General features: G+C 68.3%; 23 protein-coding genes and 1 pseudogene. 18 read left to right on the top strand and 6 right to left on the bottom strand.

Annotated features, from left to right (window positions below):
- Positions 1–110: 110 nt before the first annotated feature.
- Positions 111–965 carry an alpha/beta fold hydrolase gene (locus OG456_RS02390; RefSeq protein WP_266556758.1) on the bottom strand — a complete coding sequence of 285 codons (855 nt, stop codon included), beginning with the start codon at positions 963–965 and terminating at the stop codon, positions 111–113.
- Positions 966–1,408: 443 nt separating this feature from the next.
- Here OG456_RS02390 and OG456_RS02385 point away from each other — a divergent pair, with 443 nt between their 5' ends.
- Both OG456_RS02385 and OG456_RS50775 read left to right on the top strand, forming a co-directional pair.
- On the top strand, positions 1,409–1,633 hold the full coding sequence (locus OG456_RS02385; protein ID WP_266556756.1) for an ABATE domain-containing protein: 225 nt from the start codon (positions 1,409–1,411) through the stop codon (positions 1,631–1,633).
- Positions 1,630–1,878, top strand: coding sequence for a CGNR zinc finger domain-containing protein (locus OG456_RS50775; RefSeq protein ID WP_353963594.1), 249 nt, complete (start codon positions 1,630–1,632; stop codon positions 1,876–1,878). Before OG456_RS02385 ends, OG456_RS50775 begins: the two co-directional genes overlap by 4 nt.
- 345 nt (positions 1,879–2,223) lie before the next feature.
- Here the strand turns inward: OG456_RS50775 and OG456_RS02380 are convergent, their stop codons facing one another.
- Complete coding sequence (locus tag OG456_RS02380; RefSeq protein ID WP_266556754.1) at positions 2,224–2,490, bottom strand: ATP-binding cassette domain-containing protein; 267 nt, start codon at positions 2,488–2,490, stop codon at positions 2,224–2,226.
- A 230-nt stretch (positions 2,491–2,720) separates the two neighbouring features.
- Between OG456_RS02380 and OG456_RS02375 the strand changes: the two genes are divergently transcribed.
- The 11 genes and pseudogenes from OG456_RS02375 to manD all read left to right on the top strand — a co-directional run bounded on the left by OG456_RS02375 (position 2,721) and on the right by manD (position 13,750).
- Positions 2,721–3,791 carry a zinc-dependent alcohol dehydrogenase family protein gene (locus OG456_RS02375; protein WP_266556752.1) on the top strand — a complete coding sequence of 357 codons (1,071 nt, stop codon included), beginning with the start codon at positions 2,721–2,723 and terminating at the stop codon, positions 3,789–3,791.
- Positions 3,792–4,551: 760 nt separating this feature from the next.
- A pseudogene (locus OG456_RS02370) lies at positions 4,552–4,897 on the top strand (nitroreductase family protein); the annotation flags it as partial.
- 87 nt (positions 4,898–4,984) lie between these two features.
- Complete coding sequence (locus OG456_RS02365; RefSeq protein ID WP_266556750.1) at positions 4,985–5,479, top strand: cupin domain-containing protein; 495 nt, start codon at positions 4,985–4,987, stop codon at positions 5,477–5,479.
- Between the two features lie 529 nt (positions 5,480–6,008).
- On the top strand, positions 6,009–7,100 hold the full coding sequence (locus tag OG456_RS02360) for a PP2C family protein-serine/threonine phosphatase (protein ID WP_266556748.1): 1,092 nt from the start codon (positions 6,009–6,011) through the stop codon (positions 7,098–7,100).
- 91 nt (positions 7,101–7,191) lie between these two features.
- A complete protein-coding gene (locus tag OG456_RS02355; RefSeq protein ID WP_266556746.1) occupies positions 7,192–7,551 on the top strand; it encodes a YkvA family protein in 360 nt (119 codons plus the stop codon).
- An 80-nt stretch (positions 7,552–7,631) separates the two neighbouring features.
- Positions 7,632–8,102, top strand: a complete 471-nt coding sequence (locus OG456_RS02350) for an Ldh family oxidoreductase (protein ID WP_266556744.1) — start codon at positions 7,632–7,634, stop codon at positions 8,100–8,102.
- 208 nt (positions 8,103–8,310) lie between these two features.
- Positions 8,311–9,114: a FadR/GntR family transcriptional regulator gene (locus OG456_RS02345; RefSeq protein ID WP_266556742.1), complete on the top strand. Its 804-nt coding sequence runs from the start codon at positions 8,311–8,313 to the stop codon at positions 9,112–9,114.
- A gap of 239 nt (positions 9,115–9,353) precedes the next feature.
- Positions 9,354–10,682: a sugar ABC transporter substrate-binding protein gene (locus OG456_RS02340; protein ID WP_266556740.1), complete on the top strand. Its 1,329-nt coding sequence runs from the start codon at positions 9,354–9,356 to the stop codon at positions 10,680–10,682.
- The gene (locus OG456_RS02335) at positions 10,679–11,641 is read left to right on the top strand and encodes a carbohydrate ABC transporter permease (protein ID WP_266556738.1); all 963 of its coding nucleotides are present in this window, start codon (positions 10,679–10,681) and stop codon (positions 11,639–11,641) included. Before OG456_RS02340 ends, OG456_RS02335 begins: the two co-directional genes overlap by 4 nt.
- Entirely contained in the window at positions 11,638–12,501 is an 864-nt protein-coding gene (locus OG456_RS02330) for a carbohydrate ABC transporter permease (RefSeq protein WP_266556736.1), read from the top strand. Before OG456_RS02335 ends, OG456_RS02330 begins: the two co-directional genes overlap by 4 nt.
- Before the next feature lie 34 nt (positions 12,502–12,535).
- A complete protein-coding gene (manD, locus tag OG456_RS02325; RefSeq protein WP_266556734.1) occupies positions 12,536–13,750 on the top strand; it encodes a D-mannonate dehydratase ManD in 1,215 nt (404 codons plus the stop codon).
- A gap of 79 nt (positions 13,751–13,829) precedes the next feature.
- Here the strand turns inward: manD and OG456_RS02320 are convergent, their stop codons facing one another.
- The 3 genes from OG456_RS02320 to OG456_RS02310 all read right to left on the bottom strand — a co-directional run bounded on the left by OG456_RS02320 (position 13,830) and on the right by OG456_RS02310 (position 16,983).
- The gene (locus OG456_RS02320) at positions 13,830–14,729 is read right to left on the bottom strand and encodes a CoA ester lyase (protein WP_266556732.1); all 900 of its coding nucleotides are present in this window, start codon (positions 14,727–14,729) and stop codon (positions 13,830–13,832) included.
- Complete coding sequence (locus OG456_RS02315; RefSeq protein ID WP_266556730.1) at positions 14,719–15,936, bottom strand: CaiB/BaiF CoA-transferase family protein; 1,218 nt, start codon at positions 15,934–15,936, stop codon at positions 14,719–14,721. The genes OG456_RS02320 and OG456_RS02315 overlap by 11 nt, the downstream gene beginning before the upstream one ends.
- Positions 15,937–16,059: 123 nt before the next feature.
- Positions 16,060–16,983, bottom strand: a complete 924-nt coding sequence (locus OG456_RS02310; RefSeq protein ID WP_266556728.1) for a LysR family transcriptional regulator — start codon at positions 16,981–16,983, stop codon at positions 16,060–16,062.
- A gap of 162 nt (positions 16,984–17,145) precedes the next feature.
- Here OG456_RS02310 and OG456_RS02305 point away from each other — a divergent pair, with 162 nt between their 5' ends.
- The 3 genes from OG456_RS02305 to OG456_RS02295 are packed head-to-tail and all read left to right on the top strand — an operon-like array spanning position 17,146 to position 19,530.
- Entirely contained in the window at positions 17,146–18,465 is a 1,320-nt protein-coding gene (locus OG456_RS02305) for a CitMHS family transporter (protein ID WP_266556726.1), read from the top strand.
- A 32-nt stretch (positions 18,466–18,497) separates the two neighbouring features.
- The gene (locus OG456_RS02300) at positions 18,498–19,022 is read left to right on the top strand and encodes a CocE/NonD family hydrolase (protein WP_266556723.1); all 525 of its coding nucleotides are present in this window, start codon (positions 18,498–18,500) and stop codon (positions 19,020–19,022) included.
- A complete protein-coding gene (locus tag OG456_RS02295) occupies positions 18,946–19,530 on the top strand; it encodes a CocE/NonD family hydrolase C-terminal non-catalytic domain-containing protein (RefSeq protein ID WP_266569001.1) in 585 nt (194 codons plus the stop codon). The genes OG456_RS02300 and OG456_RS02295 overlap by 77 nt, the downstream gene beginning before the upstream one ends.
- A 321-nt stretch (positions 19,531–19,851) precedes the next feature.
- On the opposite strand, the gene OG456_RS02290 is transcribed toward OG456_RS02295, so the two are convergent.
- Positions 19,852–21,132 (bottom strand): ATP-binding protein, encoded by a 1,281-nt coding sequence (locus OG456_RS02290; RefSeq protein ID WP_266568999.1) that lies wholly within the window; start codon positions 21,130–21,132, stop codon positions 19,852–19,854.
- A gap of 930 nt (positions 21,133–22,062) precedes the next feature.
- Between OG456_RS02290 and OG456_RS02285 the strand changes: the two genes are divergently transcribed.
- Positions 22,063–22,614 (top strand): NUDIX domain-containing protein, encoded by a 552-nt coding sequence (locus OG456_RS02285; protein WP_266556721.1) that lies wholly within the window; start codon positions 22,063–22,065, stop codon positions 22,612–22,614.
- A 99-nt stretch (positions 22,615–22,713) separates the two neighbouring features.
- Positions 22,714–24,189, top strand: coding sequence for a methyltransferase (locus tag OG456_RS02280; RefSeq protein ID WP_266556719.1), 1,476 nt, complete (start codon positions 22,714–22,716; stop codon positions 24,187–24,189).
- Positions 24,190–24,211 lie beyond the last annotated feature (22 nt).

The following is a 24,211-nucleotide window of genomic DNA, read 5'->3' as shown; positions in this document are numbered from 1 at the left end:
GCCCTGTCGGGATCGCCGGTGTGCGGGACCTTGACCGGGGGCCGGCTGCACGGCCGGAGAGTCGATGCGACCCTCGCCACGCGCGATCCGCATGGTGTGCGGCGCGCTGCCTAGCCGGCGAGGAAGTCGCGAAGTGCCGCCGCGATCTCCTCGGCATGTGTTTCCAGGGCGAAGTGACCGGTGTCGAGGAAACGAACCTCGGCCTCGGGGATGTCGCGGCTGAAGGCTTCGGCCCCGGCCGGCAGGAAGAACGGATCGTTCTTGCCCCACACCGCGAGCAGTCGCGGTTTACTCGTCCGGAAGTACTCCTGGAACGTGGGATACAGGGCGACGTTGCTCGCGTAGTCGAGGAACAGGTCGAGCTGGATCTCGTGCGCGCCCTCGCGTGCGAGGTAGTGGTTGTCCAGGCCGTAGCCGTCCGGACTTACGCGCGTCTCATCGGGAACGCCGTGCTGGTACTGCCAGACCGTCGTCTCCGGCTGGACGAGCATCCGGATCGCCTCCCGGTTGGCTGCCGAGGGCTCCTTCCAGTACGCCTGCACCGGATTCCAGGCCTCGCTCAGCCCGTCCTCGTACGCGTTGCCGTTCTGCGAGACGATCGCGCTGATCCGCTCGGGGTGGCGGGTGGCGATCCGGAATCCGACCGGCGCGCCGTAGTCGAACACGTACAGCGCGAAGCGATCGAGGCCCAGTACCTCCGTCAGACGGTCGATGACATCGGTGATGTGGTCGAAGGTGTAGTCGAAGTCGTCTCGCGAGGGCATGTCCGACCTGCCGAAACCGGGCAGGTCAGGGGCGACGATGTGGAATTGGTCGGCGAGCAGGGGGATCAGCTCGCGGAACATGTGACTCGACGACGGGAAGCCGTGCAGCAGGAGCAACGTCGGTGCGTCCGCAGGGCCGGCTTCCCGGTAGAACACTTTCAGGCCGTCCACGTCGACCGTGCGGTAGGCAATGTCAACCATGACCTTCACCCTTCTCTCCCGAGGCGACCGACGGAGCGTCAGCAGCCGCCGCAGCCTCTCGGATCAACTCGATGCGTAACTGCCTAAATCGCCGTCGGAGGGTTATTCGCCCTGCTCGATTTCCGGGCGTCTCCAGGCCGGCCTTCCGCCGGATCCATCACCCACGCGACCTCGCGCACGGCTTGCCCTCACGATGTCGACAACCGCTTCCGGCGCCGTGAGCACGGGCAGGTGGCCGACTGCCACGGTGTGCACCCGGACCTTCATCCGCCCTGCGATGAACCGCTGGGTCTCCGCGTGGACCACGCGGCCCTCCGCGGCCACGATGGGGACCTCAATAATCAGGTTATGGAGATGGGTAACTTTTTAACGCGGCTCAAGGAGGCTACTTTCGCGTGCGAACGCTGACGACACGTGCCCACCCAGGGGAAGGGACAGCCAGGATGGTCCAGCACGCTCCCGCTCTGTTCCTCGCCGACACGCTCGGCCTGGACTTCCTCAACTCGATTGCTGCACCTGCCGACACGGAGGCCGACTGGATCGAGGACGGTGACGGCCTGTTGGCCTGGCTGGAACAGGCCGGAACCGCCTGCTTGCGCGCGACGAGAAATTCCTTCAGCTTGCCGTCGCACAACAGGGGAACAACTCCCGGCCCGAGCTGCGGATGACGCGCCACTGGCGCTCACCGGACTCGCTGCAGCTGCCCGTCGGCGAAGCACTGGCCAGGCTCCTCAGCGAGGAGGACCTCTCGGACGTCAAAACCTGCGAAGGCCCGGCATGCACGCTCATGTTCGTCGACCACACGAGAGGGCGTGTCCGCAGATGGTGCAGCATGGCGATCTGCGGCAACCGCGCAAAGCAGGCCGCACAGCGTAACCGGGTCAAGAAGAGCCGGGACACTCCGAGCGGATGATCTGGGGATCACTTGCCGGCGAACTGGTGCATGGTGAGCGGCGGCGCGTCGGCAGCTTGATCGTTGGCCATGATGGACGTGCTGGGGAACCGGGCGCATGCAGCGATCATCCGCAGGGGGGATCACAGTGACGTACTGCACGGAGGTGCCGAGCTCTTCTGGCGGCCCAGGATGATGCGGTCGGCCGATGCGGACGTTCTTGGCCGCGGCGAACGGCCCCCGCTGGAAGTCCTGAGTCAACTGGCCGACCCGCCCGAACAGGCGGGCGCGGTCGAGGCCCTGCACGGAGGTGCCGCCCCAAGTCACCGAGCCGCACTGCGGGGTTGAGTAGCCCTCTGATGATCTTCATGTGAGGGTGGACTTGCCGCTGCCGTTCCCGCCCACCACCGAGACGACCGACCCCATCGACACCGTCAGCGACACCCCGTTGAAGGCCGGAGTCTCACGATCGGGGTAGTGGTACGTGACCCGGTCCAACTCCACGGCGTCGATCCGGTCCGGGAGTGCCCTGCCGTCACGGGGAATGGCACGTCGGCAGGAGTGATCGAGGAACTTCGCGTGATCTCGGACGTAAAAGGACTCTTCGTGAAGGCTGTTGATGTTCGTGATCAACGAGCCGAGGCCGGGCTCTCACGACGTCGCGAGCCTCGAGGTGAGGGCAAGCCTGCTCACGACATGACAGCCCTCGCGAAGGAGCGCAAGCTAGGGGAGTGGAGGGGTGACACCTGGCGATCGATCAGGCGAGGCGAGCTGTACATATGGCGTCGAGACCCGCCGGAGTTCGCGCGTTCCTGCCCAGAACGGCCGCCGCGTTCGTCGGGTGCTGAGGGAAAAGGTCACTCATGCCGCAATCCATGCGCGCGCTCGTAGCCGGAGAGGTTGGCGAGCCGAACGATGTCCTTCGGCTGGAATCCCGGCCTGTTCCCACGCCAGGAGCCGGCCAGGCGTTGATCCGCGTGAAGGCGACTCCGATTCACGCCAGCGATCTGCACGTGTTGCGTGGTCGCTACGGCTTCTCCGCCGAGTTCCCCACGGTCGGGGGTCACATGGAATGCGTGGGTCGTATTGAGGCCCTGGGTCCGGACACCGAGGGACTGGAGATTGGCGAGCGTGTGGTGGTCGTTGCCGTCCCGGCGGTACCCGGGCCACGTGTGGCCGGCACCTGGCAGGAATACCTTGTTGCCGATGTACATAGGCTTCTTCCGGTCCCTGATCGGCTGAGCGACTCCAGCGCCTGTCAACTCGCTGTCAATCCGTTTACTGCGCTGCTCCTAGTGACTCGCGAACTCGACGTACAGCCGGGAGAGTGGCTGTTGCAGACGGCGGCGGGCTCCACCGTCGGTCGACTCGTCATTCAGCTGGCCAGGCATCTGGGTATTCGCACGATCAATGTGGTGCGGCGGCGCGGTGCCGTTGAGGAGATCAAGGCGTTTGGCGGCGACGAGGTCATTTGCACGGAGGACGAGGACCTGTTGCAGCGTGTGACTGAGATCGCAGGACCGGCTGGCGTGCGCAAGGCCACCGACTGTGTCGCGGGACACGTAGGTGCCCAGGTGTCCCAGGCATTGGCTCCGGGAGGAGAGCTCGTGGTCTACGGCGCGCTCTCCACCCATCGGCAGACTGACCCGGCGGCGCTGACGATTCCGCTGCTGGCGCGCTCGGTCATCTACGAGACCAAAGTGGTCCGTGGCTTCTGGCTGAACCGCTGGTTCGGCACTGCCTCACCTACGGATGCGTTGCGCGCGCTGTCCGAGGTTCGCGGCCTCGTCGCTGATGAAGTGCTGAGCATCCCCCAAGGCAAGCCGTTCCCGCTCGAACGCTTCGCTGAAGCCATCTCGTTCGCCGAAACACCCGCTCATGGCGCCAAACCGCTCCTTGTCTTCGAAGATGACCGGGACAAAGGTGAGGAGTAGGACCTGGTATTTGGATAGCCATAGCCCGCGGCGGAGGTGCAGGGCGTCTGATCCGTAGCTCCCTCTAGCAGGACCACGTCAACGCGGGCCATACCGGGCCGCTACGAGTCCCCTCAAGGGCGTTGCCGGATTGGGCGATTGCTGGGGTTGCGGTACGGCACTGCTGTCCAAGTGGCGGGGCCGTCCTTCAGCGGGATGTCGCTCTCTCCTGCTTGTCTATCGCGGCGGCAAGTGCAAGGAGCGCCTCAACCTGGGCCATCCCTACGCGGGTCTCGGCGGAGAGCCGCCCCTCATCCCCTCGCTCAGCTGCTTAAAGCAACTCCTGAGCCTTGTGCGCATGCGCGGCATAGTCAGCCACGAGAAAACCCCTCCTCGCGTCGAGACGTCCACCGCAGCGATCGCTCAGGGGCGTTGGAATCTCATTGCCCGAGTCGAGCCAAGCGGTCTCTTCGACGAGGAGAGGCCCACTGGCCTGGCCGCGGGATTTGAACCTGTGGCCTCATCCTCAGCAGATCGATCGCGGGGGCGCTGGCTCTGCCTGGCCACCGCCATCGACTCCCGCCGCGTGGTCGGGTGGTCCGCCGCCGACCACCTGTGAAGCCATAGACCGGAGTCGGCCCGGTCCCTCATCCATCTGTCGGGCTTCTGTACCTCTAATGCCGTTTCTGGCCCCTGCAGCAGCCAGAAACGTGGGCCCAATCCGTCTCTTTAGCCCACGCGGTCGAACTTCGGCGGTGGACCCGCCGCGTGAACCAAGCTTCTCGCGGTTGGGGAGCATCCTGCTGCCCGGGATCCCCTCTTCCGCGCAGCCCATACGGCGGACACATTCAGCGACGATCCAGTCATGGACGAGCAGATGCGGGCCATCTATGACCTGGTCAAGTACGGCCGAACCGCCTTCAACCAGTCCCCGATGCGCATCGTCCCGGTTCGCAGGCCCGAGGCGCGCGAGCGACTGCCGGCGCATAGCCGAGGGCAACAAGGCGCAGGGGGCCATAGCGCCGTTGTCCGCGATTCTCGCCACCGACTACGAGTTCCACGAGGAGATGCCGAAGCTCGCGTCGTTCCCGCCCGACGCGAAGGACACGCACTTCGCCGAGCGCCCGCCGCTGTGAACCTACCCGGACCAGTCAGTCCACCAGTCCTTCAAAGGGCTGGCCTGGAACCACCTGCTCACGAATCAGGAAGTCGCCATGTCCTACCCAGAGCCCCGCTACCTCGGCGAAAGGGGCCAGGCCAGCGCACTGTTCCGACCCGCACCCCCGCAGCCCGACACCGGCTCGGGCGGCACGAACATCAGCTACGTGGCCAAGCGGGAGAACACCAACGGCGAGTTCGGCCTGTACAAGATCGACATGGAGCCGAAGACCAAGGGTGCCAGGGAACACTTCCACCGGACGATCTCCGAGTCCTTCTACGTCCTGTCCGGCGAGGTCCGGCTCTACAACGGCGAACGCTGGGTCACAGGAGGCGAGGGAGATTTCCTCTACGTACCGCCCGGCGGGCTCCACGCCTTCCAGAACGACAGCGACGACCCGGTGTCGTTTCTGCTGCTCTTCACACCGGGAGCTGCCAGGGAGGAGTACTTCGAGAAGGTGGAGGAGTACTCACAGCGCAGCCCCGAAGAGTTGAAAGCCTTCCGGATCAGGCACGACCAGTACAACACCTCCGACATGCTCGACGACTAGGCCGCACTGAGTGCCGTGGTCCCTCATCATGCGAGCGCAGGCCCTGGAGCACGGTCCCCGGGGAAAGCCGGCAGAGGCAGAGGCGAGAATGTCGTCCGGAGCTCTCGCCGGGCTCCAGAACTCTGCGTCGATCGGCGAATTCGGCAGGCTGTCGCTGTCCGACTCCGCCAAGATCACCCCGCGCCCCGCACCAAGGTCACGAGCGGAAGCGGGAAGTGCTGGCCGAGGCTGCCCACCGGCCGCGCCTCACCGTGCAGGTGGTGTCGCTCGATCAGCCCCGCACCCGATGACGGGCTTGCGCCCTTGAACCTGCTGCGCGTTCCCGCCCCCGAGACCGGCGACCAGGCGACCCAGGAGACCCCTGGCGTCAGGATCGACACCGTCGACGAGCCAGATGTGGACGTGAACCGCCGCATCCGACTCGACGCCACCCGTGCGACCGGCCCGCACCACCGGCGTTCTCGTCGTATGAGCTCTCCGCCGCGCCGGCCGGGATGCGGCGCACGCCAGCTGCCGCCAGCGTGGGGGAGTGGTGCAGCTGAACAAGGCTCAGTGGATTCCCGCCGGCGTGATCGTGCTGGCCGTAGTGATCGACCTGGTGACCCCGACCGAGGTGACATCGGCCCCGCTCATCATGGCGGCGCCCGTCGCCGCCGCCCCGCTCCTGACGCTGCCCGGCATCATCTGGGTGGGCCTCGCGTCGATGGCCGTCCATGCGGGACTGGCCTGGGTGGACGGTACCTTCGGCTGGCACCGCGGTCTGGCCAACCAGTTCACCCTGTTGGCCGTGACCCTGCTGGCCGTCTTCATCAACCGCGCGCTGAAGCGGCAGAACGTCCGGACCCGGCGTGCTCAGCACGTCGCGGCCGTCGCCCAGCGCGCCGTGCTGCCCAGACCGCCGGCGCGCCTGGGCGACCTGCACATTGCCGCGCGGTACGTGCCCGCCGAGGACGAGGCCATGATCGGCGGCGATCTGTACGTCGTACAGGACACCCCGTACGGCACACGCGTCCTCGTCGGTGACGTACGGGGCAAGGGCCTGGGCGCCGTGAGCGCGGTCTGCGCCAATCTCGGCGCGTTCAGGTACGCCGCGGACGAGGCCGACGGCCTCACGCAGCTTGTGCGCTCGCTGGAGATGGCACTGCTGCGTGAGGGCGGGCGGCGCGGCGGCCTCGAACAGGAGGAGGGGTTCACCACTGCGCTGATCGCGGAGTTCCCCGCGGACCTCAGCGCCGTACGCATCGTCAACCGCGGCCATCCGCCGCCCCTGCTCCTCGACGCACAGGGCTCGGCCACCGTCCTCGAACCGTCTCAGGAAGTGCCTCCGCTGGGGATGGGGGTGCTGGGCAGCTGGTCCGCACCGGTCGACACGTTTGCGTTCCCGCACGGCGCGACACTCCTGTGCTACACGGACGGCATCACCGAGTCACGGGATGCCGAAGGCACCTTCTACGACGCTGCGGCGCGCCTGCCCGTTCTGCTCCGGCACCGCGCCCGGTCCGGGGTGCACCCCACACCGGCGCAGGTCCTCGACATGCTGATCCATGACGTACGGCGCCACACGGGTGGCCGGCCCCAGGACGACCAGGCGCTCCTTGCGCTGCGCCGCTCAGCGCGCTGACCGCATCCCGCATCCGCATCCCGCACCCCGCGTCCGGGTGAGCGTTTTCGTTGCCCTGTGGCCCGCCCGCTCAGCGGGTACACGATGAGGCATGGACACCAAAGCCTGGCTCATCCTCGCCGCAGCCGTCGTGCTGCTCACCATGGGCATCGCCGCAGTTCTCCTGGTGCGGGTGATCCGGGCGAGGAGACTGCTCCTCGACGCGGGAATCCCGCTCGGCAACAAGGCGCTGGTCTGGGCCGCCGTGATTTACACGGTGTCACCGGTCGACCTGCTGCCGGACCCCGTGTACCTCGACGACATCGGATTCCTGCTGCTGGCCCTGCGCTCCCTGCACGTCGCGGCGCGAAACGCCTACCCGCTGGTGGCAGGTCAACCTGTGGTGCGACACCTGGCAGGCCGCCGAGCAGATGGCCATCAACCTCCTGGAGCCGTTGCTGGTCGCGGCTGAGGAGAGCGGGGACGTCGCCGCCTCGTGGCTCATCCGAAAAGGCGAATTTTGGCGGCTGCGCGTCCTGCCCGCCGACAGCCGTGACCCGACTGCTGTCCTCGGACGGCACCAACCCGATGGCGTACGCCGTACCCCGCCCGGACGGTCCGCCCGTCGTCATCGGCCAGGCGTCGTCACAGACCGCCTATGTCAACGTGCGCCGTCACGCCCAGGCCGGAGAGCCCCTCCCGGACGGTTGGGCGGTCGGTCCGGACGGCGTCGCGACCACCGACGCCTCGGCCGCCCTCGCAGGTGCGCCGCTTCCGTTCGGCGGCCACCGGGGCGTCAATGTCGCGCTGCTCGTGGAGTTCCTGGCGACCCTGGGCGGCGGCTCTTTCTCTCTGGACGCGGCCCCGTTCGACCGCGGGAACGAACCGCCGGGGATCGGAGTCTTCCTGCTGTGCCTGGACTCCGGGGTGCTCCCGGGGACACAGGGCCGGGCAGCCGCGCACCTGGAAACAGGCTCCGCGCGGATCACGGCGTTCGCCTTCCCGCACTCGAACGAGGCGTAGCCACAGCCGAGTTGGAGGCAGACGCGGAACTGATCCACCGTCTGCGCGCCGTGGCCCTCCGTGCAGGGTCCAGTCCCCGGCCGCCGCGGCGGTGAAGCGGCGTTGCGCGCATTCGCCGATGACCTCGGCCGTAGCCGACCGAGCCGCAGCGGCGACGAGCAAGATCGTTGCCCCGACCGGGGCCCGGACCTCGCTGTACGCTGCGTCCATGCCGTCGTCTGACCGTTCTTCGTCTCACAGTTCCGCGCCCGCGGGTCCCGTCGCCGACCCCGCACAGCGCGGGCTTCTGACGGAGCGCATCGCTCGCCAGTTGGAGCACGACATCCGGTCCGGTGAGATCGCGGTGGGAGCGAAGCTGCCTTCGGAGCGTGAGCTGGCCGCCCAGTTCGGCTCCAGCAGGAACGTCGTACGGGAGGTGCTGCGGCGGCTCGAGGCCCAGCATCTGATCGAGGTCGCGCCCGGACGGGGTTCCTTCGTGCGTGAGCAGACCTCCGGACAGGCCAGGGGATACGACGCGCTGTACCGTGCCGGCAGGCCCACGGTCCGTCAACTCATCGAGGCCCGACTCCCGTTGGAGGTCGAGATGGTGCGACTGGCGACCCGGCACGCCACCGACGAAGACCTGGCGACGATGCGTGAAGCGTGCGACGCCCTGGAGTCGGCGACCGATGTCGTGGTCAAGGCGCAGGCCGACATGGACTTCCACGACGCCGTCGCGGTGGCGAGCAAGAACCCGGTGCTGCGGATCATGCTGTCGTCGATCAGCGGAATGATGTTCGAGATGATGCTGCGTTCGAACTCGGACCCGTCGATCGGTGAAGAAGGGGTGCCGCACCACCCGGAGATCTTCGCGGCGATCGAGGCACGCGACGTGGAACTCGCCGGCGCACGCATGAGGGAGCACTTGATGCTCGGGCTGCGTACCTACGGGCCGGACCTCGACGTGCAGGTGGACACCATGGCGCGCAACCACATCGAGACTCTGCTGGAACGGGCGGCGCGGGGGCGCTGAGCCTTCGGCTGGACCGGGTGCCGTCGGCAGCCGGTGCAGGCGGGCCGTGGCAGCGCCGACGGGCCAAGGGTGGTCGGCGCGCTCGCAGTTGAGGGTTGTGGATCTTTCTCTCAGGGGTGTTGCGGACGTGAGGAGCCTGCTACGGTCCTGTCCGGTCCAACTGGTACTACCAGTTGGACCGGGTAGGGCAGGTAGTGAGGACTTGTAGAACGTTCCAGAGCAGAGAGACGAGGACAACGATGTCCACGAGCAGCCGGCTCCTGAGCCGCCGCTCCTTCGGCAGGCTGGCCGCGGGGATCGCTGGAGCCGCAGGGACCGGAGCGCTCGGCGCGTGTTCACCAAGGGCCGGAAAGCCGTCGGCCGGTGCTCCGTTGCGGATCATGGCGATCAACCACGTGTGGTCGCAGGCGATCAAGCGGCGGACGAAGGAGTTCGAGGAGCGCATCGGGCGCCGGGTCTCCCTGACCCTGCTCACCGCCGACCAGCTGACCAGCAGTTATAACGTCAAACTCAACGCGTCGGGCACCGACGTCGACGTCATGATGGTGCGCGCGCTCCAGGACCAGCTCCTCTTCGCGCACAACGACTGGCTCGCCGACCTCACCGACCGGGTGGAGGGCGACAGCGAGTTCGCCTGGACGGACTTCCAAAAGGCGCCGCGCGAGGTCTCCCTGACGGCGGGCAAAGTACTGAGCGTCCCCGTGGTGACCGAGCGACCCACGCTGTACTACCGCAAGGACCTGGTCCAAGACGCCGGCGGACCCCCGCGCACCCTGGACGCGCTGATGTCCACCGCAATGGAACTCACGCGACGCAAGCGGGGGTTCTACGGCTACGTGGGCCGCGGACAGCGCAACGGCGCCGTGTCCCAGTGGTCCAGTTTCCTCTACTCGCACGGCGGCGACTTCGTCATCGACGGCAAGTCCGGCATCGGGAGCCCGCAGGCGCTGGCCGCGTACGAGTACTACGGCAACCTTCTGGGCAAAGCGGGGCCGCCAGGGGCCACCAACATGAGCCTCGAACAGGCCATGCCGATCTTCGCGCAGGGCAAGGCGGCGTTCTACATCGACGCCGACGCGATCTACAGCAACTTCCTCGACCCGAAGATCGCGAGCCGGACCGTACGGGACACCGTCGGATTCGCCCCCTTCCCCGCGGGACCGGCCGGTGCCAGGCCGCACAACATCGCGTCCTGGAGCCTCGGCATCAACAAGTTCTCCCTCCTGCGTGACGACGCCTGGCAGTTCATCAAGTGGGCCGCCGGACCCGAGATGTCAGCGGCTCTCCAGGCGGACGGCATCCCCGGAGCGCGCACCTCCGTGTGGGCCAACTCCAAGACACTCAGGTCCTTCCCGCCCGATCTCGTCGAGGCCATGCGCCTCAACGCGAAGCGGGGTCTGGGCTATGACCGCCCCCGTGTTCTCCAGGTCGGCCGGGCCCGGGACATCGTCGGGCGCCCGCTCGTCGCGGGCATTCTCGGCGAGTCCGTTCGGCCCGTCGTACGGGACGCGGACGCGGAGTTCGCCGATTTCCTCGTCCGCGACAACCGCCACAAGGAGTCCCGATGACCGCCACCGAGGTCTCCCCGTCCCGCGCCGACGCCCGCCCTGTGAGCGGAGGTGCGCGCCGTACCCGACCGCCGCGCACCTTCGAACAGGCCAACCGCCGCCTGAAGTGGGCGATGCTGGCCCCGGCGCTGCTCTTCGTCGGCCTGATGATCGTCTTCCCGCTCGCCTTCACGCTCGACCTCAGCCTGACCGACGCGTTCGGAGCGGTGAACGCCGACAAGAGCCACATCGGCCTGCGCAACTTCGCCGACGCGCTGGGCGACGCGCGTCGCTTCTGGCCCGCGGTCCGCCGCACGATCGTCTTCACAGTCGGCGCGGTGGTCCTGGAGACGGTGTTCGGGCTCGCGCTCGCGATGCTCATGCGCAAGCCGTTCCGCGGCATGCGCTGGGTGCGCACCGTCCTGATCATTCCGCTGCTCGCGACACCGGTCGCGATCGGCATCCTGTGGCTGCTGATCCTCGACCCCACCAACGGCATCGCCAACCACCTGCTCGCCGGTCTCGGACTGCCCCGCCAGGAGTTCCTCGGCTCGGTGGGCCAGTCCCTGCCGACGCTGATGCTCATCGACGTATGGCAGTGGACACCGATGATGACCCTGCTCCTGCTGGCCGGCCTGACCACGCTCCCCGAAGAGCCCGAGGAGGCCGCGCTCGTCGACGGGGCCAGTGCCTGGCAGCGCTTCCGCTACGTCGTCCTGCCCATGCTCGGCCCCACCCTCACGACCGCACTCGTGCTCCGTGCCGTCGACGCCCTCAAGACTTTCGACATCCTCTACGCCACCAAGGGCGCGGGCGGTGGCTCGGACTTCGAGGCGGAGACGCTCAACGTCTACGCCTACGGGCTGACCTTCGACTACCAGGAATACGGCCTGGCCGCCGCCGTCCTGGTGCTGTTCACGCTGTTCATCATCGGTGTCGTGGTCCTGCTGCGCCGCCGTGGCGGAAGGAAGAACGCATGAGTGCCACCGTCACCCCAGCCGCCCGGCCGAAGATCGCCCAACTCGCCCGCAGGCGCCGCCACTTGGCCTGGCTGCGCGGTACCGCGATAGGGCTCGTCACCCTGGTCTTCGCGCTGCCGCTCGTGTGGATGTTCGCCGCCGCGTTCAAGACCAACCTCCAGGTGACCGACCCCTCCGTAGGCCTGTGGTTCACCCCCACCCTCGACAACTTCCGCAGTGTCGTCGAGGCCGGGCAGATCGTCCGCTCCATGGGCAACTCCCTTCTGGTGGGCGTCGTCTCCACCGTCCTGTCCGCCGTCATCGCGGTGCCCGCCGCCTGGGCCGTGGGCCGATTCAGCATGCACCGCACGGGATCGCTCATCCTCGTCGCGCGCATCGTCCCCGCCATCTCACTGCTGGTGCCGTGGTACTACCTGTTCGCGCAGATGGGCCTGGTCGGCTCCTACACCGTGCTGATCCTCAGCCACATGTTCGTGTCCGTCCCCCTCATCATGTGGATCATGATCAGCTTCTTCGCGGGACTTCCCGTCGAACTCGAAGAAGCGGCCCGTACCGACGGGTTGAGCGCCTTCGGCGCCTTCTGGCGGATCTCGCTGCCACTCGCCGCGCCGGGCACGGCGACCGCCTCGCTCCTGGCCTTCGTCTTCAGCTGGAACAACTTCATGTTCGCGCTGGTCTTCGCCGACGACCGCACACAGACCGTGCCCGTGACCCTCTTCAACTTCATTTCCTACGCGAGTACCGACTGGGGCGGCCTGATGGCCGCCTCCACCCTGATCACCGTCCCCGTGGTCATCGCCGCGGTCCTCGGCCAGAAGTACCTGGTGGCGGGCCTGACCTCGGGCGCCACCAAGGGCTAGCCCCGCCGTTCCATCCCACGGAAAGAGCACACGTATGAAGATCGTCGACGCGAAGGTCGTCGTCACGAGCCCCGGACGCAACTTCGTCACCCTGAAGCTGACGACCGACGACGGCCTCACCGGCCTCGGTGACGCCACCCTCAACGGGCGCGAACTCGCCGTCGTCAGCTACCTCACCGACCACGTCGCGCCCCTTCTCCTCGGCCTCGATCCCCACCGGATCGAGGACACCTGGCAGTACCTGTACCGCGGGGCGTACTGGCGGCGGGGGCCCGTCACCATGGCGGCGACAGCCGCCGTCGACGTCGCCCTGTGGGACATCAAGGCCAAGGCCGCCGGCCTCCCGCTCTACCAACTCCTGGGCGGAGCAAGCCGGGACCGCGTGCGCACCTACGGGCACGCGAACGGGCGGGACATCCCCGAACTCCTCGACTCGGTGCGGGCCCAGCTCGACGAGGGCTACCAGGCCGTCCGCATCCAGTCGGGCGTCCCCGGCCTGAAGGCCGTGTACGGCGTGCACAGCACCGACGACTCCGGCTCGGCCGTCCTGCACCAGCAGGCCCGTCCCCTGGTGGAGGACTGGGACACCGACGCCTACCTGCGCCACATCCCGGCCGTGTTCGACGCGGTACGCAGTGAGTTCGGCGCCGAGCTGCCCCTGCTGCACGACGCGCACCACCGGCTCACCCCCGTCCAGGCGGGCCGGCTCGGCAAGGACCTGGAGCCGTACCGGCCCTTCTGGCTGGAGGACTGCACCCCTGCCGAGAACCAGGAGGCGCTGCGCCTGGTGCGGGCCGACACCACCACGCCGCTGGCCATCGGCGAGGTGTTCAACACCGTGTACGACTACCAGACCCTGATCACCGAGCAGCTGATCGACTACGTGCGCTCCGCGGTCACCCACTTCGGCGGCGTCACGCCACTGCGCAAGCTGTTCGACTTCGCGGCCCAGTACCAGATCAAGAGCGCCATCCACGGGCCGGAGGACATCTCACCGGTCGGCATGGCGGCGGCGGTCCACCTCGACCTGGCGGTCCACAACTTCGGTATCCAGGAGTACTCGGGCCACACCGCACTGACCAACGAGGTGTTCCGCCACGCCTACACCTTCACCGACGGACACCTGCACCCGGGCGAAGCCCCCGGCATCGGCGTGGAACTGGACGAGGAAATGGCCGCTGCTCACCCCTACGAGGCGGCCTACCTGCCCGTCAACCGCCTGCAGGACGGAACCGTCCACGATTGGTGAGGCCGTACGCGGTGAGCCGCTGCCAATCGCTCGCCACAAGGCCGGGCGCCTGCGGGACCGCTCGGGACTGAGTGGAGACTCAGGTGTGCCGCGCCAGCAGCGTCCGCGCGGTAGCCGCCATCGCCTCGTCCACCATTTCCCCGTCGAAAGTCACCGCGCCCACGCCGCGCGCCTGGGCTTCCTCCATGACGGCGATCAGCCGTGCCGCGCGGGCGAGTTCGTCCGGGCCCGGCGCGAAGACCTGGTTGAGGACGGGCACGTGGGACGGGTGGATCGCCAGCATGCCCGCGTACCCCAGTGCCCGGTTCTGCTCGGCGAAGGCGCGCAGTCCGTCGAGGTCGCCGATACGGGTCCACAGGCCGGCCACCGGATGGGGCGTGCCCGCCGCCCGTACGTCGAGCAGGACGCGGGCGCGCAGGGCGTGCGTCTCAGCGCCGCTGGGGCTCCAGCGGTAGCCGACAGCGCGCTCGACGTCGCCGCCCGCTCCGGTGACCGCGCCGATGTAGGCGACACGGGCGGCGGCCGACGCGCAGCTGTGGGCGTCGCGCAGTGCGGCGGAGCTCTCCAAGATCGGCAGGAGGGCGAAGTGGTTTCTGGGCAGACCGTGTTCGCGCTCGCTCCAGCCGAGCAGTCGGTCGGCGATGCGAACGTCGTCGGGGCCGGTCACCTTGGGCAGGACGATCCCGGTCAGACCGGGCCCGCACAGGCTGCGCAGCTCATCGGCGGTGGCCCAGCTGTCGAGCGGGGGGACGCGGGCGAACAACGCGGTTCCCTGGGTGGCCCGTTGGGTGACGGCGTCGGCCACCTGTTGGAGTGCTGCCGTGCGTTCGCCCTCGGGCACGGCGTCCTCGAGGTCGAGGATGACCGCGTCGGCCCCGGCCGCCCGCGCCTTGGGCAGCCAGGCGGTGGTCCGGTTGCCGGGCACGAACAGCAGGGACCGCAGCAGCGGGCGGGGCGGGGCTGTGGGTTCAGACGACACCGTGCTTCTCCAGGTCCGTGAGGTGATCCGGGTCCAGGCCGAGCCACTGCCGGTAGACGAGGTCGTTGTCCTGCCCCAGGGCGGGGCCGGTCCGCCACACCGCGCCCGGCCGCTGCCGGAAGTGCGGGATGACCGACTGCATCCGTACGGGGCCGAGGTCGGCGTCGTCGATGGTGACGATGTCCTCGCGCTCGGCGTAGACGGGGTCCTCGGCGATGTCCGCCGCGCTGAACACCCGCGACGCCACCACCTCAGCCAGGGCGAACGCCTTCAGGCACTCGGCCGCTGTCCGCTCGGCCACCCAGGCCCGCAGCCCTTCGTCGAGCCGCCCGCGTCCCGCGAACTGCTGTTCCGGGGTGGCGAATTCGGCCTCGTCGTAGCCGAGTAGCGCGGCGACATTGCGTACGGAACGAAGAGTCGCCGACGTCACCGTGATCCACTCGTCGTCTCGCGACCGGTAGGTGTTGATGACGGCGGCCGGGGCGACGGCGAGCTGGTTGCCGGAGCGCTCGGGCACCGTGCCGAGCTGGTCGTGGACGATGACCTGCCACTCCACGAGCCGGAACAGCGGCTCGAAGAGAGCGAGGTCGATCCATTCGCCGTCGAAGTCGGGGTCGTGGTCGCGGCGGTGCAGCGCGGCGAGTACCGCGTAGGCGCCCATGAGCCCCGTGACGGCGTCGCCGTGCGAGAAGCCGGTGTGCACCGGAGGGGTGTCGGGGAAGCCGGTCAGGTGCACCACACCGCTACGGGCCTCGCCGACCTTGCCGAACCCCGGCTCGTCGGCTCGCGACGAAGTGGCGCCGAAGCCGGATATCTGCAGCAGTACCGCCTTCGGGTTGACGCGATGCACTGCTTCCCAGTCGAGCCCCCAGGAGCGCAGGCGCCCGTTACGCAACGTCACGATCACCACGTCGGCCCACGCGACCAGGCGCTGGGCGACCTCCCGCCCCGACTCCTGGTGGAGGTCGAGGGTGACGGATCGCTTGTTGCGGCCCGCGACCTTGAACCACAGCGGATGACCGTCCTTCTTGGGGCCCATGGCGCGCGCCGCGTCGCCGGCACCTGGCGGCTCTACATGAACCACGTCCGCACCCTGGTCGGCGAGCATCGACCCGGCGAGCGGACCGGCCACCACGTGTGCGAACTCGACCACCTTCAGGCCGTGCAACTGGCCCCGGCCGCCGGATTCCTGCTGATTGATCGACACTGCTGCTCCCCGGCTCGCTTGACTGCGGTGCTCCTGAGCTTGCCCAGCCGCTGACATGTGCGTCCAGCAAGAAATGACGATGAATCCTTGCAGTTACCGCATAAGTGCAGGGGGGTGGCTGGGTCAGACCCAGGACACCCCGGGCGGCAACGGATGCCGGCGCGTGCGGCACTCCTGGAGCGTCTCCAGGAACCGGTCGGCCGCGAGCGGGAGGGGGCGCTGCGCGCGCAGGGCGATGTCCAGGCGCCGGTGCACGGTCGGCTGGGCCAGTGGGCGGTGCACGACCGGGCCCGCGCCGAGCAGTGGCAGCACGAGTGCGGGCATCGCGGTCACCCCGAGCCCGGCCGCCACGAGGCCGCCCACCGTGGCGACGTTGCCCGCCTCCGCGGACGGCGCCGAGCGTGCGTCGATCTGGGCGAACGCGGCGTCGGTCAGGCGCCGCACACTGGAGTCGCGGCCCACGGCGAGGAACGGCTCACGGGCCAGCTCGTCCCAGGTGACTTCGGAGAGGTCGGACAGCGGATGGTCCCGCGGCAGCACCGCGACGAACCGGTCGCGCACCAGCGGGCGGTGCTCCAACTGCCCCGACGGCTCACCGGTGGTGGTGATCGCGAAGTCCGCGTCGCCCGACAGGACCCGGCTCAGCACCGACTGTTCCAGACCGTCCATGATCTGCACGGCGACCTGCGGCCGCTGCTGCCGGAACTCCAGGATCACCTGGGGCAGCAGCACCGCCGCGACCGATGGCAGCGTGGCCACCGCTACGTTCCCCGCCTCGCCGAGCAGGAAGCGCTGCAGCTCCTTCATCCCCGACCGGTGGGCGTTGACGATCTGCTCGGCTATCCGCAGTGCCTCCCGGCCCGCCGCGGTCAACTCGACGTTGCGGGTGTCGCGTTCGAGTAGCTGGGTGCCCAACTGTCGTTCCAGGTCGGCCACCGCGCGGCTGAGCGAGGACTGGGAGACGTGCAGCTGGGCGGCGGCCGCCGTGAAACTGGCCGCCCGGGCCACGGCTGCGTACGCGGTGAGATGACGGAGAGTGCTGTCCATGGCGAACGAGCGTACGGTCTGCGGCTGTCATTGATGCGCAGACCGCATGGATAGATCTCGGTTTGATGCTGGACGCCGATCCTCCGCTGCTCCGAGACTCGTCACTCAGCCGGGCAGACACGCGCGACGGTGCGCGACGGTAGGAGAAGGTGAGCGACAACCATGCTGGCAGCGCTGGGTTTCTGCACGATCGGGCTGTTCCTCGTGCTCACCATGAGTAAACGGGTCTCTGTCCTGGTGGCTCTCGTGCTGCTGCCGGTCCTGGCGGCGCTCGTCGGCGGTTTCGCCGGGGACATGGGCGACATGATCCTCGACGGGCTCGCCACGGTCGCCCCGACCGGCATCATGATCGCCTTCGCGGTCCTCTACTTCACGCTGATGGTCGACGTCGGCCTCTTCGATCCGCTCATCAACGGCATCCTGCGGATCGCCCGCAAGGATCCGGCGCGCATCGCCGTCGGCACCGCCGTCCTCACCATGTGCGTGGCCCTTGACGGCGACGGCGCCTCGACCTTCCTCATCACGGTCTCCGCCCTGCTGCCCGTCTACAAGCGCCTCGGCATGAGCCCACTGGTCCTGTCCGGTGTCGTCTGCCTGGGTGCGGGCGTGATGAACCTGATCCCGTGGGGTGGGCCGACCGTGCGGGCCATGGCGGCGCTGAAGCTGGAGAGCTCGGACGTCTTCACGCCGGTCATGCCCGCCATGGCCTGCGGCGTTGTATGGGTGCTGCTCGCCTCGTACTGGATCGGCCGGCGCGAGCGCCGCCTTGCCGTCCCGGGGCTGCACGAGGAGCATGAGTCCGCCGTACGCACAGCAGGAGACGGTCTCGGCACCCCGCTGGTGCCGTCGGTGACACGTCCGCCGGTCCTGCTCACCGCGTTCAACGCAGTACTTACTGTCGTCCTCGTCGTGGCCCTGGTCACGGAAGCCATGCCGCTGCCCGTGCTGTTCGTGATCGCCTTCGCGCTCGCCCTCGTCGTCAACCACCCCACCTGGGAAGCTCAGCAGACGCTCCTGGAGAAGCACGCGAAGAGCGTCGTACTGGTCACGACGATGATCTTCGCGGCAGGTGTGTTCACCGGCATCCTGACCGGAACCAAGATGATCTCCGAGATGGCCCAGGCCCTCGTCTCCGTCGTGCCCGACTCCCTCGGCGGACACCTTGCACCGCTCGTGGCGGTCACCGGCATGCCCCTGAGTCTCGCCTTCACCCCGGATGCCTACTACTTCGGTGTGCTGCCCGTCCTCTCCCACACGGCATCCGGGTTCGGCGGCGACCAGGCGGAGATCGCGCGGGCCGCGATCCTCGGCCAGATGACCACCGGGTTCCCCCTCAGCCCGCTCACCGCTTCCACGTTCATCCTCGTCAGCATGAGCGGCGTCCAACTCGGCGAGCACCAGCGCTTCATCTTCCGCTGGGCGTTCGGCACCACCCTCGTGATGACCGCCGCGGCCCTGCTCACCGGTGCCATATCCCTCTGAACGACTCTGGACGACCTTAAGGACACGTCGACATGCAGTTTCCTGAAGACGCGGTGCCGCTGCGCCGCCGCACAGTGTGCGCACTCGGCGCTGCCAGCGCTCTGACGGCGGCTCTCGCCCCCACCCGGGCCGCGGCAGCGACACCCCCAGCCACCTCGGTGCCGTCCGACCCGTTCTTCTCGTACGACAGACCGGAGACGTACGGTGTCGTACGCGAGGACGTCAAAGTGCCGCTTCGGGACGGAAGTTACCTGGCCGCTCAGCTGTCCCGGCCCGCGAGCCCCGACGGAAAGCCGGCCACCGGCACGTTCCCGGGCATCGTGTACGAGTACACGGCCTACGCCGCGAACCTGGAGTACTTCGGCACCGGTGCCGCCTACTTCGTCCGCCGCGGCTACAACGCCCTGGTCTGCCAGGCCAGAGGATCAGGTACCTCGCCGGGAACGGTCGACCCCTTCAGCCCGCAAGAGCAGCGCGACAATTACGACGCGATCGAATGGCTGGCCCAGCACCCCGGCTCCACCGGCCGCATCGGTCAGATGGGCGCCACGCCCTGACGCTCGCGCTGCGCGCCGATGGGTCGCTGAAGCCCGCACCCGGCGTTGGCGGCGAGGCCTCCTTCGAGGTCAACACGGGGACCACCGCGCCGCACAGGGGAAACAAAACCGCTTCTCCACACGGCCGTTGGCCCGCGACATGGTCCTTGCCGGGGACAGCACCTTCGCCGTCGACGCCGCGTTCACCGCCGATGACGGCAATATCGCTGCGGTGCTCTTCGACGAAGCGCCCGATGGAGCCGCCACAAGGATCACCGCGGGATGGCTCAAGGCCAGCCACCGCCGCGGGCACACGGCGCTCTCCCCGGTGACGCCGGGCGCCTATCACGCCATGGACATCCACATCTGGCCCACGCACTACCGCGTGGAGGCAGGGCACCGGCTTGTTTTGCGCGTGTCGAGCGACGACTACCCGGAGATCGACTCCGACGTGCCGGCGGAACGCGTCACGCTGAAGGTCGGCGAGCGGGGTGCGGAGCTGAGGCTCAGAGTGAGAGGGGACTCGTGAGGGGCTGTGGGGTTCCCACAGTGGGGGTCGTGCTGACCTGCATCTCTACGCCGCTCGCTCGTACTCGTTGATGAGGCCGCCGAGGACTGGGCGGCGCTTTATGCTCTCGTGGGCGAGGTTCGCGGTGGGGTGATCGGGTCGCGGCGGGTGCAGCTGTTGTCCGCGGTGCGGTCTTCGCCCGTTGCTGGGCGTACTCGTTCAGCACGGTGCGTAGGCGGCGCTGGCTGAAGACGAGCATCCGGTCGGTGACCTCGGAGCGGACAGCGCGCAAGCGACCGACGCTGAAGGCAGCCTGCCGGGTCTGCGGTGTGTGCCTCGATGTCACATGCGCACGTATTCCTCGGTGTCCTGAGCGAAGTCCTTCAGCGCTTGGTCGGTGAGTGTGGGACGGGTCTCGGCGATGGCCTGCAGGTAGTCCTCTGTGCCGATGGGGATGCCTTTCCCCTGGGCGACTTCGCGTTCGAAGGCGGTTTGGGCACCCTTGCGAGCGGCGAACTCGATATCGGCCGGTGTGAACATTGCGCTTGCCTCCACCAGACGGTGCAGGTCGACATGGATGGCGGCGGGTCCGAGGTAGCGTCGCCAGACCGCCGAACGAGCCTTTGGATCCGGCGGCCCGACGGGGATGACGTAGTCGAAACGACCAGGGCGAAGGAACGCCGGATCGAGGGAGCGGACGGAGTTCGTGGCGCAGATCAGGAGGCGGTCGTCGTGGTCGCGGAAGCCGGGGATCAGCTTGAGCAGTTCGTTGGTGACTCCGTGACTGGGGTCGACAGCCGTACCGGATCGGACAGAGGCGATCTCCTCGACCTCGTCGATGAAGAGCACCACCGTCTCCAGCTCGGCCAGCTCGGTGAATGCCTCCCGCAGCGAGGTCGCCAGTCCTCCCTCCTGGAACGAGGCCAGCCGCGAGGGGAAGAGTTCCACGAAAGGCCACTGCAGCCGCGAGGCGACCGCTTGGGCGAAGCTGGTCTTGCCGGTTCCCGGCGGCCCGAAGAGGATGACCGCCTTCGGCGGCCTCACTCCGTACTGCTCGGCCAGCACGGGCTGGGCCAGCGGCAGCACGATCCGCCGCTCGATGGCTTCTTTCTCCCGTTCCATTCCCGCGAGGCTGTCCCACAGACCCTTGGGAAGCATCCTTCCCCCGAGTTCCGCAAGGAGGCCGGCGTCGCTCGCGCCGAGGTGCTCGACCTTCTCGTAGAAGACGAGCCCGGACCGGGCGCGGTAGCCGGTATTTTCCAAGGCTGCGGTTCCCGTCGCCCCCGGCGCGAGGAGAGCGCCGATCCGGCGGACTCCCTGTGACCGCAGGCGCCGCTCAAGCTCGGCGATCAAGGAGCTGCCGATGCCGCGGTTGCGCCACGTCGAGGCCAGGGCCACCACGGTGATCCAGCCGCGCTCGCCATAGGCCTGCGCCACGGCGACGCCCACCAGCTCGTCGCCGACCACCGCCACCACGGCCGGTCCTCCGGCCCTGGCTGCGGTCACCACCTCCGACACAGGGAAAACGGCAGGTGCCTCGTCCGCCTGCTGGTTCTGGTCCCAGATCTGGATGGCGCGGTCCAGGTCGTCATCGTGGAAGTCCCGCAATCGCCACGTCGGCATCGCCACCACCTTCGCGAGGGGGCCACCGCCGCTCTGCAGGTCAGAGGGCGAGGTGTTCCTGGCAACAGATCCTTCCTTCATTCTCCGCGTGCGTGCCACCCATGCGCGCGTCGAACGATCCGGCATGGCGAGCTGCCGATGACCGCCCGGCCGCCAAGTGCGATCCCCGGCAGCGTCACGGGGTCGCACAGACCCTATGGCGCACCTGCCAAACCCGCGCCTAGGCCTCCGCGGCCGTCGCGGTCGCCGGAGCACTGCGGCCGGATCTGACGTCTCGACGACCACGTAGCTGCGACCGACAATCCCCCAGAGGAGGTACCGGAACCCACATGAGTGATCGAACGCAGCATCACAAGCCCCCGCGCCCGGACACACAAAGGCACGGCCCGGTATTCGAAAGCGGGTCCTACATTTCGCCCTCCCGTACCCGTGACGGCGACAAGAACCACCCCGTTACCCGATCACTCGTCCGGATCTCATCCCGAGGAATTGCCATGCGTCCCGCACGCCGCCCCGCGCTGGTTCATCTTGAGTTCGAAAAGACCAATGCTGTCTTGGACACCCGCGCCCGCCCTGCCGGCGCTCTCGCCGACGGCTCACGTCCCGATACGAGGTACCGGGCATGACGGACTCCACACGCTTTCCGTCCGCTCTCGCGTCCTGGACGGAAGCAATCCTCGGCCCCCTCGAGTCCGTGCACGACTCCTCGCACGCCCGCGAGAACTCACTGGTGTGGAGAGTGAGCACGGAGACAGGCGACCACTACGTGGAAGTGGCGCCCAAGCCGGTCCTGCATGCTCGGGAGGTCCGCGCTTATCGCGAAGCTGTCCCGCAGCTTGGCGATGGCAACGCCCCGTTTATGAGGGCCAGTTCAGTACGCCCCCGCGGCCAGCCTCCCGAATCCCTCTGCCCCACCGTCGCGGATCCCGCATGACCCGCTCGCACGAAAGGCCCGCCGTGACGACACCCCACGCCGACGACCTCGACGAGACGCGCACCCTGCGCCACCAGCTGGCTGAGGAAGTCCGTGAGCCGCGCGACCACCGCAGCCGCAGCATCGTCGGCGCCCACCTCGTCCTCATCCGCGACGGCGCCGTCCTTTTGGGTAAACGCCACCCAAGCAGCGCCTTCGCCCCCTCCACATGGCACCTCCCCGCCGGCCACCGCGAAGACATGGAATCCACCGTCACCTGCATGGTCCGGGAAACGGAGGAGGAGACCGGACTGCGCATTCCTGTAGGTGACTTGTCGCTCATCCACGTCCTGGACCTGCTCGACCCCGGGAGCCCGATTCCGCGGGTGCAGTTGTTCTTCGCTCCCTCCCACTGGGAGGGCGAGCCCGTCGTGCGCGAACCCGAGTGTTGCACCAAATGGCAGTGGTGGCCGCTGGACGCACTGCCCGAGCCCACCGTCGATTACGCGCGCGTCGCCTTGGAAGCCATCTCCCGCGGCTCTCTCTACGCCCCCATGGGTTGGTCCTGACAAAGTCCGCATCCGAACGACCGGCACCAGGCAGCTACCACCGGATTCAGCCGCCCTGCCTTTGCCAGAACCGCTACCGAGAAGGGCCTGCCGTCGCACATGTTCACCACGCAGGACGAATGGGACCGCGGCTATACCCAAGGTCGCCGCTATCGGCCGCTCACTGACGCCGAACGCACGCTGCTCGATACACATCTACCGCCCGCCGGTGAGGCGCTGGCTCTCGACGTCGGGTGCGGGACCGGCGAACTCGCCGCACACCTGTCCTCATCCGGCTACACCGTGGACGCCGTCGACTGGTCGGAAACCGCCCTGGCCGAAGCCCGGAACCGCCACGGTGGCGCTGCTCGTTGGCTCCGTCTCGACATCGAGGGCGACGACGGAGCCTCGCTGAACGCCGGCGGCTATGACCTGATCACCCTGCGACTCGTCGCTCCGTTTCTCACCTACCGCGACCGCAGCCCGGACGTGCTGGGTCATCGGCTTCGGCCAGGCGGTGCCCTCGTGCTGATCACGCCGCTCGCCGCCGACACCCCCGCTGAGCGGCGCGGGATCGCCCTGGCCGAAGACGAACTTGCACGCCTGCACAGTCGCTGGGCGGCTGCGGAGCGGCATGATGCCGACGGGCTGGTCTTCCTCGTCCTGCGGGGGCCGCGCCAGGACGAGGCCGCACCGCACGTCGCGGCGCAGGGCAACCCGTCGTGTGCGCACAGCGGGGAAGAAGCAGCCGCCCGGCGCGAGCATCACTTCCACCTCATGGCCCCCTACTACGGGCAGGTGGAGTCGGGACGCAAGACGATCGAGGTTCGCGTCGCTACCCCGCAGAAGGCGGCCGTCAAGGTCGGGGACGCCATCGTCTTCCACGACCGGGACAGCGAGCGGGAAGTCGACGTCATCGTGAAGCGGATCTCCTCGTACGCCTCGTTCGAGGATCTGCTCAGCGCGGAGGATGCCGACCGCATCGACCCGGACGGTCCGCGCGAGGAACTCCTGCTCACCCTTCGCGCCATCTACCCGACGGCCAAGGAAGCGCTCGGCCCCCTCGCCTTCGAGTTCGACCACAGCCCCGCGCGGCCCGGCCGCCCCATGCCGATGACACCCACGCAGTACGCGCAGACCGTCCCCCACCACACGGTGTACGGCTGCCTGTACGTCCGTGACGAACACGACCGTCCAGTACAGCTGCGCTCGGTCTACGGATCCCGGCTCTGGCAGTTCCCGGGCGGCAACCTCGACACGCAAGGGGAAGACCCGCTCCAGACCGCACGGCGCGAAGCCGTCGAGGAGACCGGTCTCGAACTCGGCCTGGAGGAGCCGCGGCTGCTCCTGACGCACTTCCTGCACGCCGGACCGCGCATGCCACTGAACAAGGTGGGTCTCATCTTCGACGGGGGCCGGCTGACCGCGGACCAGCTTCGCCGGATCCGCCTCGATCCCGCCGAACACGACATCTGGGCCGTCCACGACCTCGTCGACTGGCAGGAGTTGATGGCGCCACGGGACTACGCCCGTCTCGACGCCGTCGAACATGCCAGGCGCGGAGAGGGTCCCGCCTACCTCATCACGCACACCTGACCCGCGTCCCGCCCACCGAGGA

The organism is Streptomyces sp. NBC_01446 (assembly GCF_026340095.1).
GTDB lineage: Bacteria > Actinomycetota > Actinomycetes > Streptomycetales > Streptomycetaceae > Streptomyces > Streptomyces aureus.
The sequence above is the reverse complement of the archived record's forward strand: the minus strand, read 5'-3'. Positions and strand labels throughout refer to the sequence as shown.